Origin of the sequence: Neptuniibacter sp. SY11_33, assembly GCF_047778025.1 — a bacterium.
Taxonomy (GTDB): Bacteria; Pseudomonadota; Gammaproteobacteria; order Pseudomonadales; family Balneatricaceae; genus Neptuniibacter.
In genome coordinates, this window is the sequence record NZ_CP180543.1 from 3,670,431 (window position 1) to 3,688,852 (window position 18,422).

The following is an 18,422-nucleotide window of genomic DNA, read 5'->3' on the forward strand; positions in this document are numbered from 1 at the left end:
TTGAGGAAATATAGTAATGCGACAGTCTTTTACTGAATGGTCAAAATCCGGCGCACCTTGGGTATGGCTTAATGCCGGTGCCGTAGCGATCTGTTTGATCATGGTTGTAGGTCTGCTGACTCTTATCGCGATTCGCGGTTTGGGTCACTTCTGGCCTGCAGATGTTATCCAAGCGACTTATGTTGATAAGGGAAACAGCGTTACCCTGATCGGCGAAAAAGTCCAAACTGAAGATGTTCCCGCAGCTCAACTACGCGATAGTGGCGTAGCAGTACCGGAAGGTGTTGAGAGCATGAAGCGTAACCTGATGAAAGTAGGTAACCGTGACCACGGTGGTACTGACTTCATCTGGGTTTTGGAAGACTTCATTAAAGATCCTTCTAAACCAGAAATGCTATTCACTGCTGAGCGTCGTGAATGGGGTAACTTCTACGGTTACCTACGTGGCATCAAAGAAGATGGCAAACTGGTTTCTAACTATGAAGGTTACGAAAAAACTGACGAGTATCTAGCACTTTGGACACTTCTAGAAAGCCGTATCGAGCGTGCGCTAGATATCCACAGTGACATCGAAGATATCGAAAAAGACCGTATCGGCTCTATCAACTACAAGTTGGAGCGTTTGCGTCTTCAAGAGCGTTCTCTACAGCTTAAAAATGTAACTGACCCAGCTCAGTACAAAGAGATTGAAGAGAAACGTGCTGCCCTAGATGCAGAATACGAAGGTCTACAAGGTGATCTACTAGCTCTTTACGAGAAATTTAACCGTGACACTGTGGTTGCTGAGATCGCAAACGGCAAGATCGTAGAGTTCAAAGTTGCACACGTTGTGCGTGCTTTCTTACCTAACGATATGGGCCTAGGTGGCAAGATCCTTCACTACTTCTCTAAGATCTGGGAATTCGTAAGTACAGATCCACGTGAAGCAAACACTGAAGGCGGTATCTTCCCAGCAATTTTCGGTACAGTATTGATGGTTATCATCATGTCTGTGATCGTAACGCCATTCGGTGTCGTTGCTGCAGTTTACCTACGTGAATACGCTAAACAGGGTTTTGTAACGCGCGTTATCCGTATCGCTGTAAACAACTTAGCGGGTGTACCGTCCATCGTATACGGCGTATTTGGTCTAGGTTTCTTCGTTTACTTCTTAGGCGGTCACATAGATGACGCGTTCTTCGCAGAAGCTAAACCAGCACCAACATTTGGTACGCCAGGTCTAATGTGGGCTTCTATCACACTTGCACTGCTAACAGTTCCAGTTGTGATCGTAGCGACAGAAGAAGGCCTAACACGTATCCCACGTGCAGTTCGTGAAGGTTCTTTGGCACTAGGCGCGACGAAGTTCGAAACCCTAATGAAGATTGTAATCCCAATGGCTAGTCCAGCGATTATGACCGGTGTAATCCTTGCGATTGCCCGTGCAGCAGGTGAAGTAGCACCGCTAATGCTGGTAGGTGTAGTTAAGCTAGCACCAAGTCTGCCATTGGATATGAACTACCCGTTCCTACACTTGGATCAGAAATTTATGCACTTGGGCTTCCACATCTATGATGTTGGTTTCCAGAGCCCTAACGTTGAAGCGGCACGTCCGCTGGTATACGCAACAGCGTTTTTGTTGGTGGCAGTAATCGCAGCACTTAACTTGTCTGCAATCGCGATTCGAAACCACCTACGTGAAAAATACAAAGCGCTTGAAATGTAATAGAATTTTTAAAGGTTGCTACAATGACTAGCGAAGCTAAAACACACGCAATTGATATCTCTACAATGCAACGAGATAACCGTATTTTGAACCTTGAAGAAGAAACAATGGCTCTTGAGGTTAAAGACCTTAAATTGAGCTATGGCGATAACGAAGCGCTTCACGGTATCGATATGCACATCCCTAAGAACCGCGTTACTGCGTTTATTGGTCCTTCTGGTTGTGGTAAATCAACACTACTACGCTGCTTCAACCGTATGAACGATCTAGTAGATGATTGCAGCATCACAGGTCAGATTCTGCTGGATGATAACAACATCTACGACCGTAGCGTTGATATCGCAGAACTACGCCGTCGCGTGGGTATGGTATTCCAGAAGCCGAACCCATTCCCGAAATCTATCTACGAAAACGTTGCTTACGGCCTACGTATTCAGGGCGTAACTAAAAAGCGCGTTATCGATGAAACAGTTGAGTGGGCACTTAAATCTGCTGCACTTTGGGACGAAGTTAAAGACCGTCTACACGAGAGTGCACTAGGCATGTCCGGTGGTCAGCAGCAGCGTTTGGTTATCGCACGTACGATTGCGGTAAAACCAGAAGTTCTACTGTTGGACGAACCAGCATCTGCACTTGACCCAATCTCTACCTTGAAGATTGAAGAACTGATCCACGAACTGAAGAAAGACTTCACGATCGTGATCGTAACCCACAACATGCAACAGGCTGCGCGTGTATCTGATTACACCGCCTTTATGTATATGGGTGATCTTATCGAGTTTGGTGTAACAGATACGTTGTTCACTAACCCGGCTAAGAAACAAACTGAAGACTACATTACTGGCCGTTACGGTTAATTGGGGAAGGAATTAGATCATGGAACTAAATACAGAAAACTATTCCACGCATATTTCAGCTCAGTTTAACGAAGAGCTGGAACAAATCCGTACCCAACTGCTAACCATGGGCGGCATTGTTGAACGTCAGGTACACGATTGTATCGATGCGCTACTTAATAGCGATGCTGACCTAGCGGAACAGTCTCGCAAAGTTGATAAGCAGACTAACGATATGGAAGTGATGATCGATGAGCAGTGCACAAAGATCATCGCACGTCGTCAGCCAGCAGCCAGTGACCTTCGTTTGATTATCGCGGTATCTAAAGCGGTATCAGATCTAGAAGGCATGGGTGATGAAGCAGCACGCATCTGTCGTCACGCTATCGAATTGGTAGACGAAGGCGAATCGCCACGTGGTTATCAGGAAGTGCGTCACATCGGTAACCTTGTACGTGAAATGGTGAAAGACGTATTAACTGCGTTTGCGCGTAACGATACTGAACTTGCTTACCGCGTAGCGAAGATGGACAAGTCTGTAGACCAGGAATACCGCTCTGCGATGCGTTCTCTAGCAACGTTCATGATGGAAGATCCTCGCTCTATCTCTAGCGTAATGAACGTAATCTGGGTTCTACGTAGCCTTGAGCGTATCTCTGAACACGCACGTGCGATGGCTGCTCACCTGATCTACCTAGTGAGCGGTACCGATGTTCGTCACGGTAGCCTTAAGCAGATCAAAAAAGCCGTTAAACCAGAAAACGAAGATTAGGAACCTGCGAACAAGTCCTATACGACTCAGGCTTACAGAGCAATTGAAGCACGAGGCAATGATTACAGGCATGCTGGTTGCCTGTCGAAAATCATTAACAAAGTGATTCGGTTGCTCTGTATGCCCCGTAGGGTGAGCTCTAAAACGTCCATCTACTTTGTCAGTCAGCTTGAAAAGGTCTAGACATTTCGCTGCACTGACTTTCGCGTATCTGGTCGTTTTATAGCCCACTGAGAAAGTATGAGACTTATTCGAAGGTTCCTTAATTAATCTAAGCTACGGTTTAATAAGCCTTATCGATTTAAAAAGCAGCCTAATTAGGCTGCTTTTTTTGTATTTATCGCCAAAGTTATTCGTATATTGGTCGATACTTATATGACTCATCTATCAACTAGGGCTCTCATGCTGCAATACACTGTATACGCCGACCTCAACTGCCCCTTCTGCTATGCCTTGCATGAGCAGTTGCATCAGTTTGGTCTTTTGCAGCAAGTAGACTGGCGCTTAGTTGAGCACGCGCCAGACATCGCGATTTTTAATAAAACCGCCGAAAGTCAGGCCGAACTCGCCAGTGAAGTATTCGTTGTTCGCAGCCGTGTACCTAATATTGAAGTCGCGCTACCTAAAGCGCGAAGTGACAGTCACTTTGCCAGCCTTTGTGTGATCGAAGCAGCTGAGCATGATGTTGAAAAATCGATCCTTCTACGTCGCTTACTCTACCGCGCTCTTTGGGTCGAAGGTAAAGATATCGCAGATGTATCAGTTATCTATGACTGTTTGATGGAAGCTGGTTTACCGACCGAGTTGGATATCGAAGAGCCGCAGGAAAATAAACTGATCGATTGGCAAAACGCGTGGGAGCAAGGTGATTTCAACCTACGTATCCCAGTGATCTGCGCTGATGATGGCCGTATCTCGCTAGGTTTACCTAGCCCTGAAGATCTTAAAGCTTTCTTTAAGGGCAAAGAGATCGACTCTCAAGATCAACATCGTGAAAGTTGCCCGCGCTCGGAGCAACAAACTATCGCCATCTACTGCGATCACAGTATTGAGATCGTTTGGCCGGTGATCGCTATCTTGCGTAACGATTACAACATCTTGCTTCCAGCCAACCTGACCGAGCTGAAAAACTTACTGCAGGAAGATGCACCGGATCTGCTGCTCCTAGGCACAGAGAATCAGTGGTCGGATATGTTTGCTCTATGTGAAGAGGTAAACAAAAACAAAGATGAGTTCCCGCTGCCGATTGCGTTCCTTAGCCAACAGGTCGAAGACCAACTAGAGCTAGACGCTTATCAAGCAGGTGCTGCAGATTTCCTTGCGCTGAACCGTACTCCTGCAGTGATTCAGTCACGTATTAAGATTCTGATGCACCTAAAGCAGTCGCAGGATCAATTAGCACGCTCCGCTCGTGTTGATGGCCTTACTCAGGTCAATAATCGTCGTGAGTTTGAACGCAATATTGAAACGGAATGGCGTCGTGCACAGCGTTCTAAACGAAACTTATCCTTGATCATGCTAGATATCGACCATTTCAAACTGTTCAACGATGGTTATGGCCATCTGGCGGGTGATGGCTGTTTACGTACAATCGCGCAAACCATAAAAGCCTCCATTCAACGGGCGCAAGATATGGTCTGTCGTTATGGCGGTGAAGAGTTTGCCGTGATTCTGCCAGAGACAGATATTGATGGCGCGCAACTAATTGCAGAGAGAATCCGATCTGCAATTGCCGAGCTTAAGATCGAACATAAGTTTTCTAGCACTGGCGATACCGCAACCGTCAGTGCCGGCGTAGCCTCGATTAACCCTTCTAAAGGAGGCTCGCCGCACGAGTTGATCGAATTGGCCGACCAAGCACTCTATCAATCCAAACAGAATGGCCGTAACAGAGTCACTCTGAGCTAGATCATTCTAGGCCAGACATCGGAATAAAACCTGGTAGCGCTTTAATGCGATCAATCCACTGGCCTATCTGCGGATAATCTTCCAACTTAATTCCACCTTCCCATGCTAAGCCTACATAAGGCATCACCGCACAATCGGCAATCGTCGGACGATCTAGTGCTAACCATTCGTTATTGGTCAGATGTGACTCCAACAGCCCAAGAATTCTGTCAGCCACCACCAGCGTCGCGTCTTTATTCAGTTCATAACCAAATTTATCAACTAGGCGAGCTGCGCCCGGACCATTTTGTATTTCATTGGCCGAAGTCGATAACCACTGCTGAATCTCAGCTTGCTCCTCAGGGGAGTTGCCATACCACTCTGGCGTTGCGTACTTCTGCGCCAGATAAACCAAGATTGCATGGGAGTCGCGTAGTACCGTGTCGCCATCCTCTAGCACCGGTACTTCACCCCACGGATTCAGATCGATCACCGGTGACTGCTTATGCATACCCGCCAAGAAGTCCACCGCCACCAGCTCTAACGGAATATTGGTTAGGGAGGCAAACAGTCGTGCTTTGTAACAGTTACCTGAAGGTTCCAAATCATACAGTTTCATTTTTATGCTCCTTAAATTGATTCCCGCGCCCACTCAGTTTCAGTGAACCTAGGGGTAATATGCTTGGAACAATTCCAGTCAAACGCTTCCAGTTTAATATGAATAAACGATTCCACTTTGGCCGAACTGTCCATCTGATCTGCATAGAGTTTTAAATGTTCTTCAACCGAGAGTAGCTTGACCCGGCCTAAGATCTTTAAGCGCCGACGATGGGGATAATCCATTAAAAATAGCGCTATTTTATCGTTCTTGGAGAAGTGGCCTAAGCTCTGATACTGACCATTGCCACTGAGGTTTCCAAAAGCTAAGGTTTCTTCATCCAACACCTTTAGAAAGCCAGCCTCACCACCGCGGTGTTGAATATAAGGCCAGCTATCTTCGCTCACTGACGCCATATAAAAGCTATCCCGTGCTTGGATAAAATCGGCTTCACGCTCGGTGAAACGATCAAAATCAGGCATTCGCTGGCGTACCACAGCAGACTTCTCATAACTGCCGAAACGCTGTTGCATCGCCAGTACAGACTCGGTAAAGGTTATGTCGCTAAAACGATGGGCCATGAGAACACCTTGCTTAAACATTGATCACGTCATTCATTATGTGGAAAACACATAACGCAATAAATAGAGCAAACTAGATTTCAATAATGCACTTTATGCATTAATCTGCAGAGATGAATAAACTCAAAGCGATGGCGGTGTTTGTCAAAATCGTCGACTGTGGCAGCCTCAGTGCAGCAGCAGAAAAGTTAGCCATGTCCCAATCTTCGGTGGTCCGAACGCTGGCGGCATTGGAGAAAGAGCTCGGTGCTCAATTGCTCTATCGCACCACCCGTAGTCTCAGCTTAACAGAGGAAGGCGATGACTACTGTCAGCGCTGCCGACAGATACTGTTGGAGGTGGAAGATGCAGAAAATGCCCTTAGCCAGCAACAAACGATCCCCAAAGGAGTGATTAGGATCACTGCGCCACAAACCTTTGGCCGCCTTCACCTTAGCCCTGTGATTAATGAGTTTTTAGATACCTACCCCGAGATGGAGGTGGAACTGCTGCTTTTGGATCGTGTGGTCGATCTGATCGAGGAAGGGATGGATATCGCCCTGCGTATCGGCCCCCTACCCGACTCCACCCTGATCGCCAAACAGGTCGGCGAGGTGAAATATAAAGTCTGTGCAAGCCCAGATTATATTGCAGAACACGGGGTGCCGAATCACCCTGATGAGTTAGAACAGCTCGACTGTATTCACCTCACCGCGCTTAGATCTCACGCCACTTGGGGATTTACTGAGGGTAACCAGCAATACAGAATCAATGTGCAGGGTAGCTTTAAAACTAATCATGTAGAAACTGCCGTTGATGCATGTAGAGAGGGTCGCGGTTTCGGGCAGTTCTTAAGTTATCAAGTGAATCCGTGTATCAGAACGGGTCAATTGACCCCGGTTCTCGAGCAGTTTGAAAGCCCATCGATACCGGTCAATCTGGTCTATCCTCACTCACGCCGCTTATCGTCTAGAAGCCGCGCCTTTATTGAGTGGGCACGACCACGATTACAGCAACGCTTACAGAGCGATTAGGACTCTACAGGCCAGTATTGGGCAAGGGGTGGGAAGCGCTCGATTAAGCCAGTACGCCCCATGGTTTCCATCAACGCCATATTGCGCTCAGGGATCTCATCTGAGTTCTTATAGTGCACCAGCACTCGGCTCATCTGCCCTTCACGGATAATGTGAATGGTTGGGAACGGCGCACGGTTAGTCCAGTTAGTAATGTCATCCGCTTCAACCCCTGAGAAACAGTAATCAGGGTGGAAGCTAGCTAATTGGAAGACTCCAGCAAGGCCCGCGCGCTCAAGCATTGTTTGGCAGAGATCTAACAGATCCAGAAACGACTCAAAATCCACCGCCGTCTCAGTAAACGCAACCAAGGTTGTGGATAACTCTTCTTCAGGCGAATCCTGAATTTTAGCCAGCTCAGCAAGGAAATCTTGCGCTGCATCGGTCATCACACGGGCATGAGATACCGCGTAACGAATGCTCTGATTGCGCACTTCAGGTGCCGCAAAGGGACATAGATTTAGGCCAACCACAATCGCCTCAACCCATTGTTGAGTTAACTGTTCTGCCTGCGCTGCTGGAAAAGAGAATTTATCAGTCGTCATAGCCACCATTTTACCCCAGCTGACCCGTCAATGCTCCCTTTTGGTGCCTATGATGCTGGCCTCCCTTTCTGCTAAGATAGCGCCACTCATCATTAGGAAGCTAAGTACCTCAAGTGCCTATCAAGTCAGCCCTTACCACACAAAGTTTTGATAACCGTTGGTTGAAACTACGTCGACCACTCAAAACCGTGGTGCCTCACGAATGGCAGAGCTGGTTGCTGGATAGCGGCTCGTTGACCCAACGCTTGGTGAAACGCAGCCACGGAAACTTCCGTGTCGAAGTCGTAAGACAAGGCTGGATGCGTCCAACCCGCTCCGAGGCCAATGCCCTAGGCATAGATCAACGCCAGTGTGCACTCGTCCGAGAAGTACAACTGATCGGTAACGACGTACCTTGGGTCTTTGCCCGCTCGATTATCCCAGCACAGACTCTAACCGGCAGTGAGCGTCAGCTGCGCATGCTCGGCAACCGCTCTTTGGGTAGCCTGCTATTTACCGACCCAACCATGCGCCGCGATCCAATCGAGATCAGTCGTCTGCAACTGCAAGATAAAACCGAGATCTGGGCGCGCCGCTCTGTATTCTTCCTTTCCAATAAACCATTGCTGGTTTCTGAAGCATTTTTGCCTGAGTTGTTGGGATAGAGTGATCTAACCCCAGTGAGATCTGGAATTGCTGTAAGACGCTTCGCTATTACACCCTAGCTACTGTTTTTATGTACGAAATTCGATGGGAGGGTAAAGGCAATAATTCTTTGCGCGACACGGCTTATTCTATGCGTGTTTTTCTAACCAGTTAGTCAAATATGGCCAGAGTTTTTCAGAGTTTTTACTGAAAAACTTCATATGACCGATCTCTTTGAGCCCCTCCTTTGATGGGTCCAGTTCAACGCGCTCTATCGGCATGTTTTTAAAGACCCGGGTCATATCAGCTACGTTATGATTATTAGCGATACTATCGTCACTGGCATTTACCCATAAGCTTGGGCAATCCATTTCATAGAACCAGTGTTCTTGGATACGTTTACCAAAATCGGTCTCGACATAACCTTGTGAATTACACCAGTTCCTCCAATCTGCGGCTACTTGCGGAGGCAAAGACTCGCCCATGCCGACCAATTCAGATTTGGTATATCCAAGAAGCTTATTACTGATTGGGATAAAAATATCTAAAAAGAATCGAGCTTGATAACGGAAAGGTGCCGACATCTGATCAATTTGCCCAGAGGAACACGCAAAGTTGAATATAGAGCCAATTTTGTTCCAGTTTGGGATTAGGCCTAGGAGCTGACCTCCCGCACTATGACCGACAATATGGTATTTGTGGTTAGGGAAACATCTCTGAAGTTCATTAAATGCGCCAGCTAAATCCAGGGTTCCCCAATCAATTAAGCTAGCTTTACAGTCTTTAATAGAACCCTGTAAGGAATCACCAATACCACGATTTTCAAAGGTTAAACACGAATAACCTATAGAGGTTAAATGGCTTGCCAGACTGTTATAGAAGCCACGCTTCATGCCTGTTGCAGGGGCAAAGAGAATGGCGTTTCCATTTGCACTGACCTCTGTAGGAATATACTGCGTACCGGCCAGTTCGCAACCGTCTTTGCATTGAAAGTTAAGATCTTTTTTATTTATTCCTGAAGTCATTATTTATCTAAGTATCGTATAGTTTGACCTTCAATATACGTTACGAGACAACCCAGACAATGGCATAAACAATCAAGAAAAGTTTCTTTTTTGAGCAAAGCTCAGCTTATTTAAATCAGAGAGCTGACCTACCAGTTCTAGGCAAGTATTACGCCCGCTAACCCTAGTTAAGACCTAGAATTGGTGTAATACGCTTCGCTATTACACCTTACTCACTAAACAAACCTATTAAAGGCTGCGACCGCTCTATCAATGCCATAATAAAACGCTAGATATGAAGCAAACACAATCAAGACAACCAACACATTAAGAACTACCCCGAACCCCTTCCTTACTTTGCCTGGCTCGTAACCATACACAACCTGATTAATATAAGTGAGCCCTGTTGCTACCGCAGCAGCCAAAACACCATAGCAAAAGTATTTTAATGCTACAGAAAGCGAACCCATTGCTGCTGCCTCAGAAACACCTCCGACACCCCATATCTTTCCAAGAAAAGCCAATAATGCCAAAGCCGCACCACCATTCACTATTAAACTAGCTTTGAGCGCAGATTGCCCGGTCATTAAAACGGACTTAAAAACCTCTAAATTAGTGGCATTAACCCAGCCACCATGTGCACGATAGTTCTCTTGATCCTGTTTGAAACTTTCAAACCCTATCTCACTAGGTCGCTCACGTTCCTCACGACTCGCTACGTCAGGCAGTTCTGAAGTTTTATCAATATGCTCTTCAAAAAAACCAAGGTAATTCTTCAGCCTTTCGATCTTCAGGGTTTCAATCCCTTCACTCTCAAAACTGTCAAAGTCTTCTCGCATTATTTCCAATAGTCTTTTAGCTTCCATTCTTATCCCTCCGACGCTGCTAATCCATACACAACTAAACCATACTCTGAGCAACCATATCTACATTTCAAAAAGATAAAAGTTGCCATGTAATGGGTGTGATTAGAAAAGTAAGCCAATGAAACACAATTATCCAAATAAACGTATTTTCACAGCCTTTCCTCTAGGCACAGCCGTCCTCTAGCAGCGTAGCTGCGTCCTAAAAGCGAAGCGATCTCTAGCCGCGTAGCGGCGTCCTTGCCTTTGAATTTAAAGAACCAACTGCACCAACATCCGCAGTCCTGTAATCAACAACACCACCGCAAACACTTTCTTCAACTTGGCTGCATCTAATTTTGATGCGATGGATACGCCGATAGGTGCAAATAGAACAGTTAGTGGCACGATGCAGAGGAAGCCGATCAAGTTTACTAAGCCAAATGTGCCCGCAGGTGCATCGGCTGGTGTGCTACCCAGCAGCAACATAGTTACGGCACCCGGTAGGGAGATGATCAAGCCGATAGCAGCAGCCGTACCTACTGCCTTATGGGCTGGATAATTGTATAGGGTCAGCAGTGGCACCGAGATTGTGCCGCCACCGATACCGACCATCGAGCTGAAAAAGCCAATGGATGTGCCCATCGCCGCTTGACCCGCTTGGCCCGGCAGTTGTTGAAATAGTGCAGATTTTCCGGTTCTAAATAGCATATTCAATGCAGATAGCGTCGCGATCACACCAAATAGCGCAGTGAGCCAAGTGCCATCGACCCGCGTTACCAGCCAACTTCCGATCAAAACACCGACAAAGATAAAGACAGCCCAACGTTTTAGCAGATCAAAGTCGACATTGCCTTTGTTGTGGTGAGAGCGAATCGAGCTGATCGAGGTGGGAACAATCGTCGCTAATGAGGTTGCGGTCGCCACGACCATGGCGGATTCTGGCGATACGCCAAAACTCTGAAAGAGGAAAAACAGCACCGGTACGATTACGATGCCACCACCGACACCGAGTAAGCCCGCTAAGATGCCAGCAAAAGCCCCTGTTGCCAGTAGCGCTAAAAAGGTAGGGATATTGTTGATAAAGAATTCAGTGATATTCATTGAAGGAACGTTCTATACAGTGGCTATACCCTGAGGTTTATAGCCATAAAGAGATGGGGCCATAAGGCCCCAATTTTTTAATGAGTGTCGAGCTTTTTTGCTAAGACAGTCTTAAGCTGCCAGCTCTTTTCTAACCAGTTCTGCACCAGCACGCAGAGCATTCAGTTTACCGCGTGCGATCTCGCGCGACAGGGGTGCCATACCGCAGTTGGTGCAAGGATAAAGTTTGTCGGCATCAACATACTTAAGCGCACCGCGCAGTGTTTCGGCGACCTCTTCCGGCGTCTCGATGGTCTCTGTCGCGACATCAATCGCACCCACCATCACTTTCTTACCACGAACCAGCTCAAGTACTTCAAGCGGCACACGACCGTTGTGGCACTCCAAAGAGATGATATCGATATTAGATTTCTGTAGAGATGGGAAGGTCTCTTCGTATTGACGCCATTCCGAGCCCAGCGTTTTTTTCCAATCGGTATTGGCTTTAATGCCGTAGCCGTAGCAGATATGCACGGCTGTTTCGCATTTAAGCCCTTCAATCGCGCGCTCTAGGCAGGCAATACCCCATTCATTTACTTCTTCAAAGAAGACGTTAAATGCCGGCTCATCAAACTGGATAATATCCACGCCAGCCGCTTCTAGCTCTTTCGCTTCTTCGTTGAGTGCTTTGGCAAACTCCCAGGCTAGATCTTTACGGCTCTTGTAGTGATCATCGTAAAGGGTATCAACCATGGTCATTGGCCCTGGTAGCGCCCATTTAATCGGCTGATCCGTTTGTTTACGCAGGAATTTAGCGTCTTCGACAAACACAGGCTTTTGACGACTCACCGGACCAACCACAGTCGGTACGCTGGCATCATAGCGGTTACGGATTCGAACGGTTTTGCGCTTTTCAAAATCAACACCGCTCAGGTTCTCGATAAAGGTGGTCACAAAGTGCTGGCGTGTTTGCTCGCCATCGCTAACGATATCGATACCGGAATTTTCTTGCTCTTGCAGGGTCACACGCAGCGCATCCTGTTTGCCGAACACGAGTTCATCACCTTCAAGCTTCCAAGGTGACCAAAGTTTCTCCGGTTCTGCTAGCCAAGAGGGTTTAGGTAAACTTCCAGCAGTTGAAGTAGGTAGTAAGTTTTTCATAATTTATACAGCTCTATATCCTGGCTTACGCGTAGTTAGCAGACCATTTTTCAAGAAATTCCCCATAGGGCTTAATAAAGTGTTCTTCCGCCCATTTGCCTTGTTCAACCGCTAAACGGCTACGCTCTTCTCGGTCATACACAACTTGCGTTAGTGAGAAATCTTGGTGCTTCAAACTTGGTTTAAACACCTCGCCAGCAAAGGCATTGGCGTTGTAAATCTCTGGGCGATAGATCTTTTGGAACGTTTCCATCGTGCTAAGCGTGCTGATCAACTCAAGGTTGGTGTAATCGTTGAGTAGATCCCCGTAGAAATAGAACGCGTAAGGCGCCACGCTGTTTGGCGGCATGAAGTAACGCACTTCCATGCCCATCTTTTTGAAGTACTGTTCGGTCAATGACGGCTCATTTGGCTCGTATTCCGTACCTAAAACCGGGTGGGTATTCGCCGTTTTATAATACGTTTTGTTATCCGATACACTCAGGCAGATCACAGGCAGCTTTTTGAAGTTCTGCTTGTAGGCCTCTGAGTTCACAAAGTCTTTAAACATGTTGCCGTGCAGCTCGCCGTAGTTATCCGGCACGCTGAATTGCTCTGCATCTTTGTTGTGATTCAATAGCAGCACACTGAAATCATAATCACGCACGTAAGAGGAGAAGTTGTTGCCAACAATACCTTCGATACGTTGCTCTGTTTTGTGATCAAGAATGTAAGTTTTTAAGATCTCAATGGTTGGGAAGTTATCGCCATTTCCTTGCACATCAATATCAACATGGATGATCTCAAGCTCTATAGAGTAACGATCGTTGTTTGGATTATCCCAAGTTGCCAGCGTGTTAAAGCTGTTATCAATCATCTTGATCGCACGGCTCAAGTTTTCTTGGCGATGTTCACCACGCGCTAAGTTGGCAAAGTTAGTTGTTAGGCGAGTATTGCCGGATGGCTCATAGTTTTCGTCGAAACTAATGCGCTCAATGCTGTATTCGAAACCGTTGCTCATAATCTGTATTCCGTAGAAATTAAGTCTGACTTTTCATCGCTCTATGGACTGTTCACCTGCCTTAATTGCCAAGGGTCAATATTAGGAGCAGTCGTACTTCTGGTGAGCGTTATGTGCACTTTTTACAGGGACAGCTTTATGAAAAAAATTGATTAAAATTTATGGTTTGATGACCTTTACTCATGAATTGATTAAAGCAACGTTTTGAAGAGGCACTACGGGGTATGTTTTTGCTGGATAAGCGCCCAGTTTACGCAGGCTGCATCTAATTCAGTGATACGCCGATAGAGGTACTAGGCAAGCGCAGCGAATAGACAATGCATGAGGGAAACTAATTGATAGGTGAAAATTAACCATTTCTACTCATGCAATAAGCTCTTTAAGCTGCTAGGCAATCAGTCACGAAAACAGAATATTTAGGTTTGTTTATGAGTAACGTTGCCACTGCTACATACCCAGTCGTTTCTTACCTTTGTCAGGTTGTTAAGTTTGCCCCGTTGAGTAACGGCTCTTTTGATACAGGTACGTTTGATATTGAGCTGCAATCACCAGCAGGTACAGCGCTTAACTATCATGCAGGACAGTATCTGCAGCTCGATTTAGATGTTAATGGCGATGGTCAGCTACAAACACTCTCCTACACCATTGCCAGCAGCCCTGATCTAACAAACCCTCGCCGCCTACAACTGTTTATCCAAAACGGCAGTGCGTTTGCAGATAAGGTTTTGAACTGCCTATCTCAACATGCAGAAAGCCAAACACCCCTGAATGTAACGCTGGCAATGGGGAAAGCCTTTTTACAGACTGATCTTACTCAGCCTCACCTACTGATCGCGGCAGGCTCGGGCATATCCAAAATTAAAAGCATCACCGAAGAGATACTAAGACGTAAACCCGATGCCGAGGTGAAGATCTACTGGTCTAACAAACAGATCGAAGAGTTCTATCTGCTAGAGCAGTTCCAAGCTTGGGCGGATCAGAATACGAACCTCAGCTTCACACCAATTCTCGAATCGCCAGACGCCAACTGGAACGGCCGCACTGGCTTTATCTACGAAGTGGTAAGCGAAGATTGTGATGCTCTTGACGGCACTCAAACCTACCTTTGCGGCTCGCCCAATATGGTTTACGGCACAATCGATCAGTTGGAAGCAAAAGGGCTTAAGGAAGAGAACTGCTACTCAGACGTGTTTGAGTTTGCGCCAAGAGGTCAGAAAGCTGCGAGTTGAAGAGATAAAGGTGTAATACGCTCCGCTATTACACCCTACTTGCTGGGTGTACCTATCTATTCAATATGTATTCATCAATATCTTTAGCAAGCTGTTGAGCAGCTTCTTCCCAATCTTCTCTTGGAAAAGTCCCAATCATCATAGCCAGCTCAGTTCTCTCTTTCCCTAGTTCATCTCTATATAAATCTGCAATTCTGTCCCAATCTGTTTGCTTGTCACTCTCAATAGCTTGAAGTATTTCTAGCTTCATTCGGATATTGAAAAGATCTGGATATAATTCAGTTTTTTCATAAATCGACATCACCTCTTCATATCGTTTCTTCTCTTCACTTTTATCGTACTGTTCTGTCAGTACCACCATTAATGCCCCTGCAACAAAGGAAGTACAAGAAATTACAGCAATAAAAGCCGCTAGACCCAGATGGTATTTATCTCTCATTTAATTACTCACAGGCTGACATCAACAATTGAGGAGTGCTTCGTATAGGCGGGCAAGAGATAATTGAAGTCTGTATAGATTTAAATAAAAACAGTACTGCTATTTTCTTCCGTTAAAACGAGCACTACGAGTTTGAATAGATTCACCCGAACCTGATTACAATATCTCTTAGAAGAATGCCTAATACAAGCTTATCGAGGCCCGTCCTTGAAACACAAAGCTATATCAAGCCTTTTCTCTAGGCGAAGCCGTCCTCTAGCGAAGCGTCCTTCTTTTCCTCTAGCCGCGTAGCGGCGTCCTAAACCAAAAAAAGCAGCCAATGGCTGCTTTTTCCCGCTTTACCCTGCCTTTTACAGCTACACCATCACTTCCCCAACATCCCATTCAGTTCAGGAATACAGGAGCCACAGTTCGTACCGCACTTCAGCTTATTACCCAATGCATCGAGTGAGTTGCAGCCCTGTTGGATCGCATCTTCGATAGCGTGGCTACCTACTTGGTAACAGCTACAGATGATCTCGCCCGGATCTTCCAGTTCGCAGCCGGTTACGCTGAGTAGGAAGCGGCGTTGATCCATATTCACTTCGGTTTCGGCAAAGAGTTGCTCCAACCACAAGGTCGATGGGATCTGGCCGTAAGGCATACGGAAGAAAGCCCACTCAAGCTGCTCGCCATTGAGACCCGCCGCGCGGAAGCTATTTTGGTTGGCATCTTCCAACCAGATATCGATTTCACCAAACTGTTCCTGACACCAGCTGCGCATATCTTCGATTTTGTTGCTGTCTGCCAGATAGTAGAGCGATGCACTCTCTTTGGGCACGCGCGACCAGTATTCCACCGGTAACGCATCATCGAGGGGCTCGCGAGTAATTAACCAACCTTCCCAAGCGGGGTTATACGGCTCGACATTTACTACCGCGTGTTTACCTTCTGGCTGACCCGAGAAAGGATCGACCGCCGGTTGCACGAGGGCCCCCATACGCGCCTTGGCACTGAACTGTTTGTTCCAGTGCATAGGCACAAAGATCTCACCGCGGCGCTGATCGGTATCGACGATACGAGCACGACCGATATATTCCGCCTGAATGTTTTTAAGTTTAACGAGCTCAGATTCTTTGATATTCAGTTTTTCCGCGTCCTCTCTGTTGAGCTCAACAAAGGGTTCTTCGCGGTGTTGAAAAAGGCGGCTGGTACGCCCTGTATGGGTCATGGTATGCCACTGGTCACGAATACGGCCGGTATTCATAACAAAAGGCATTTCATCACAAGGCTGCTGTAACGGGTCGTGTGGGTCTACCGTAATAAACTGCGCCTTACCCGATGGGGTAAAAAACTTACCGTCAGCAAATAGACGCGCGGTGCCATAAGGTGCGGCATCGGTTACCGGCCATTGCTGTGGTTTCAGGGCATCATAGCTTTTTAGATCCAGATCTTGCAGCTGACTGATATCAAAAGCGCGGCTACCGTTGTTTTCAAAACCCGATAACTCAGCATGTTCTTTAAAGATCTCGTAAGGGTGGTCATAGGTGAAGGCCTGTTCATAGCCCATACGCTTGGCCACTTCGCTGATAATCCACCAGTCAGGTTTAGCTTCGCCTGATGGCGGCAGTAAGCTACGCTGACGGGAAATACGACGCTCAGAGTTAGTTACAGTACCGTTTTTCTCACTCCAGCCCGTCGCCGGTAAACATACATTGGCGAGGGCAACCGTATCTGTATGCGCCATACAATCTGATACCACCACCAGCGGACATTGTTTCAAGCTGCGAACCACTTGATCAGCATTTGGCAAACTTACCGCGGGGTTGGTACCCATTATCCAGATCGCTTTTACTTTACCCTCTTCAATCGCTTCGAACAGATCAACCGCTTTATAACCGGCGCTGGTCGCAACATTATCACTGCCCCAGAAACGTCCTACACGGTCGACCGCTTCTGGCGAATTTAACTCCATATGCGCGGCAAGCTGGTTTGCTAAGCCACCGACTTCACGGCCACCCATAGCATTTGGCTGTCCAGTGATCGAGAACGGTCCTGCACCTTCTTTACCTAGACGACCCGTCGCAAGGTGACAGTTAATTATGGCATTGGAGTTATCGGTTCCGCTGGCGGACTGGTTCACCCCTTGCGAGTAGAAAGTTACAACTTTTTCAGTTTTGGCGTACCACTCAAAGAAGGTGCGCAGCTGCATGATAGGTAGATCACAAGCTTTAGCCACGCTATCAACATCAGGGAAGGTAAGCTCAGCATTAGCACGGGCATCAGCGAAACCTTCAGTAAAGTTGGCGATATATTCGTAATTTAGGTAATCATGGCGCGCTAGGTAAGAGAGTAAGCCGGTAAACAGAGAGCTATCGGTTTCGGCTTTTAGCTGAATATGCAGATCGGCAATATCACAAGTCGCGGTGCGGCGCGGGTCTACCACGACAATTTTCAGATTAGGATTCTTAGCTTTTGCTGCTTTCATGCGCTGGAACAGGATTGGATGGTTCCACGCAGCATTTGAACCGGTGATGATGATCAGCTCGGCTAACTCTAGGTCTTCATAGCAGCAAGGCACAGCATCAGCACCAAAAGCGCGCTTATAGCCTGCTACGGCTGATGACATACAAAGGCGCGAGTTAGTATCGACATTGGCCGTACCGACAAAGCCTTTCATCAGTTTGTTGGCTATATAGTAATCTTCGGTAAGGAGCTGGCCGGAGAGATAAAAGGCCACAGAATCGGGCCCATGCTCCATAATGGTGCGCTCAAAGCCTTCAGCGACTGTTTCAAGAGCACTATCCCACTCAACAATTTCGCCATCGACGACAGGGTTAAGTAAGCGCCCTTCGGCCCCTAATACCTCGTTTAAAGAGGAGCCTTTTACGCATAATCGGCCAAAATTAGCGGGGTGTTCTTCGTTACCCTTTACTGCAACTACGCAATCGTCAGCAATTTCGGCCTTTACCCCGCAGCCCACGCCGCAGTAAGGACAGGTCGTTGTCGTTTGCATCTTTACCTCCAATAAAACTATCCAAGAGCAACGTAAATATTTGGCTTACTGGTCAGTTTTTTGGAATGC

Annotated in this window: 17 protein-coding genes; 7 read left to right on the top strand and 10 right to left on the bottom strand. The window is 46.9% G+C overall.

What is annotated here, in order from left to right:
- Nucleotides 1-16 precede the first annotated feature (16 nt).
- From pstA to ACMXYV_RS17495, 4 genes are all read left to right on the top strand, one after another.
- Nucleotides 17-1,705, top strand: a complete 1,689-nt coding sequence (gene pstA, locus ACMXYV_RS17480; protein ID WP_415889673.1) for a phosphate ABC transporter permease PstA — start codon at nt 17-19, stop codon at nt 1,703-1,705.
- A 23-nt stretch (nt 1,706-1,728) separates the two neighbouring features.
- The gene (pstB, locus tag ACMXYV_RS17485) at nt 1,729-2,562 is read left to right on the top strand and encodes a phosphate ABC transporter ATP-binding protein PstB (protein ID WP_415882890.1); all 834 of its coding nucleotides are present in this window, start codon (nt 1,729-1,731) and stop codon (nt 2,560-2,562) included.
- 19 nt (nt 2,563-2,581) lie between these two features.
- Nucleotides 2,582-3,313, top strand: coding sequence for a phosphate signaling complex protein PhoU (gene phoU / locus ACMXYV_RS17490; RefSeq protein WP_415889674.1), 732 nt, complete (start codon nt 2,582-2,584; stop codon nt 3,311-3,313).
- 402 nt (nt 3,314-3,715) lie between these two features.
- Complete coding sequence (locus ACMXYV_RS17495) at nt 3,716-5,221, top strand: diguanylate cyclase (protein WP_415889675.1); 1,506 nt, start codon at nt 3,716-3,718, stop codon at nt 5,219-5,221.
- Nucleotide 5,222: 1 nt separating this feature from the next.
- Here the strand turns inward: ACMXYV_RS17495 and ACMXYV_RS17500 are convergent, their stop codons facing one another.
- Together ACMXYV_RS17500 and ACMXYV_RS17505 are read right to left on the bottom strand one after the other, a co-directional pair.
- The gene (locus ACMXYV_RS17500) at nt 5,223-5,819 is read right to left on the bottom strand and encodes a glutathione S-transferase family protein (RefSeq protein WP_415889676.1); all 597 of its coding nucleotides are present in this window, start codon (nt 5,817-5,819) and stop codon (nt 5,223-5,225) included.
- 11 nt (nt 5,820-5,830) lie between these two features.
- Nucleotides 5,831-6,379: a pyridoxamine 5'-phosphate oxidase family protein gene (locus ACMXYV_RS17505; RefSeq protein ID WP_415889677.1), complete on the bottom strand. Its 549-nt coding sequence runs from the start codon at nt 6,377-6,379 to the stop codon at nt 5,831-5,833.
- Between the two features lie 131 nt (nt 6,380-6,510).
- Between ACMXYV_RS17505 and ACMXYV_RS17510 the strand changes: the two genes are divergently transcribed.
- Nucleotides 6,511-7,392, top strand: coding sequence for a LysR substrate-binding domain-containing protein (locus ACMXYV_RS17510; RefSeq protein ID WP_415891464.1), 882 nt, complete (start codon nt 6,511-6,513; stop codon nt 7,390-7,392).
- On the opposite strand, the gene ACMXYV_RS17515 is transcribed toward ACMXYV_RS17510, so the two are convergent.
- On the bottom strand, nt 7,389-7,976 hold the full coding sequence (locus ACMXYV_RS17515; RefSeq protein WP_415889678.1) for a DUF1415 domain-containing protein: 588 nt from the start codon (nt 7,974-7,976) through the stop codon (nt 7,389-7,391). The two genes, ACMXYV_RS17510 and ACMXYV_RS17515, sit on opposite strands and share 4 nt — an antisense overlap.
- A 113-nt stretch (nt 7,977-8,089) precedes the next feature.
- On the opposite strand from ACMXYV_RS17515, the gene ACMXYV_RS17520 reads away from it, so the two are divergent.
- Nucleotides 8,090-8,620 (top strand): chorismate--pyruvate lyase family protein, encoded by a 531-nt coding sequence (locus ACMXYV_RS17520; protein ID WP_415889679.1) that lies wholly within the window; start codon nt 8,090-8,092, stop codon nt 8,618-8,620.
- Nucleotides 8,621-8,749: 129 nt separating this feature from the next.
- Here ACMXYV_RS17520 and ACMXYV_RS17525 read toward each other — a convergent pair whose 3' ends face one another.
- The 5 genes from ACMXYV_RS17525 to ACMXYV_RS17545 all read right to left on the bottom strand — a co-directional run bounded on the left by ACMXYV_RS17525 (nt 8,750) and on the right by ACMXYV_RS17545 (nt 13,690).
- Nucleotides 8,750-9,625, bottom strand: coding sequence for an alpha/beta fold hydrolase (locus tag ACMXYV_RS17525; protein ID WP_415889680.1), 876 nt, complete (start codon nt 9,623-9,625; stop codon nt 8,750-8,752).
- A 215-nt stretch (nt 9,626-9,840) separates the two neighbouring features.
- Entirely contained in the window at nt 9,841-10,470 is a 630-nt protein-coding gene (locus ACMXYV_RS17530; RefSeq protein ID WP_415889681.1) for a hypothetical protein, read from the bottom strand.
- A 249-nt stretch (nt 10,471-10,719) separates the two neighbouring features.
- Nucleotides 10,720-11,550, bottom strand: coding sequence for a sulfite exporter TauE/SafE family protein (locus ACMXYV_RS17535; protein WP_415889682.1), 831 nt, complete (start codon nt 11,548-11,550; stop codon nt 10,720-10,722).
- Nucleotides 11,551-11,661: 111 nt separating this feature from the next.
- On the bottom strand, nt 11,662-12,690 hold the full coding sequence (locus ACMXYV_RS17540; protein WP_415889683.1) for a methionine synthase: 1,029 nt from the start codon (nt 12,688-12,690) through the stop codon (nt 11,662-11,664).
- Between the two features lie 25 nt (nt 12,691-12,715).
- The gene (locus ACMXYV_RS17545) at nt 12,716-13,690 is read right to left on the bottom strand and encodes a DUF1852 domain-containing protein (protein WP_415889684.1); all 975 of its coding nucleotides are present in this window, start codon (nt 13,688-13,690) and stop codon (nt 12,716-12,718) included.
- A gap of 428 nt (nt 13,691-14,118) precedes the next feature.
- Between ACMXYV_RS17545 and ACMXYV_RS17550 the strand changes: the two genes are divergently transcribed.
- On the top strand, nt 14,119-14,919 hold the full coding sequence (locus tag ACMXYV_RS17550) for an NAD(P)H-flavin reductase (protein WP_415889685.1): 801 nt from the start codon (nt 14,119-14,121) through the stop codon (nt 14,917-14,919).
- A 52-nt stretch (nt 14,920-14,971) separates the two neighbouring features.
- Here ACMXYV_RS17550 and ACMXYV_RS17555 read toward each other — a convergent pair whose 3' ends face one another.
- Both ACMXYV_RS17555 and ACMXYV_RS17560 read right to left on the bottom strand, forming a co-directional pair.
- Nucleotides 14,972-15,358, bottom strand: coding sequence for a hypothetical protein (locus ACMXYV_RS17555; protein ID WP_415889686.1), 387 nt, complete (start codon nt 15,356-15,358; stop codon nt 14,972-14,974).
- A gap of 364 nt (nt 15,359-15,722) precedes the next feature.
- Nucleotides 15,723-18,353, bottom strand: coding sequence for a molybdopterin-dependent oxidoreductase (locus ACMXYV_RS17560; protein WP_415889687.1), 2,631 nt, complete (start codon nt 18,351-18,353; stop codon nt 15,723-15,725).
- Nucleotides 18,354-18,422: the final 69 nt, after the last annotated feature.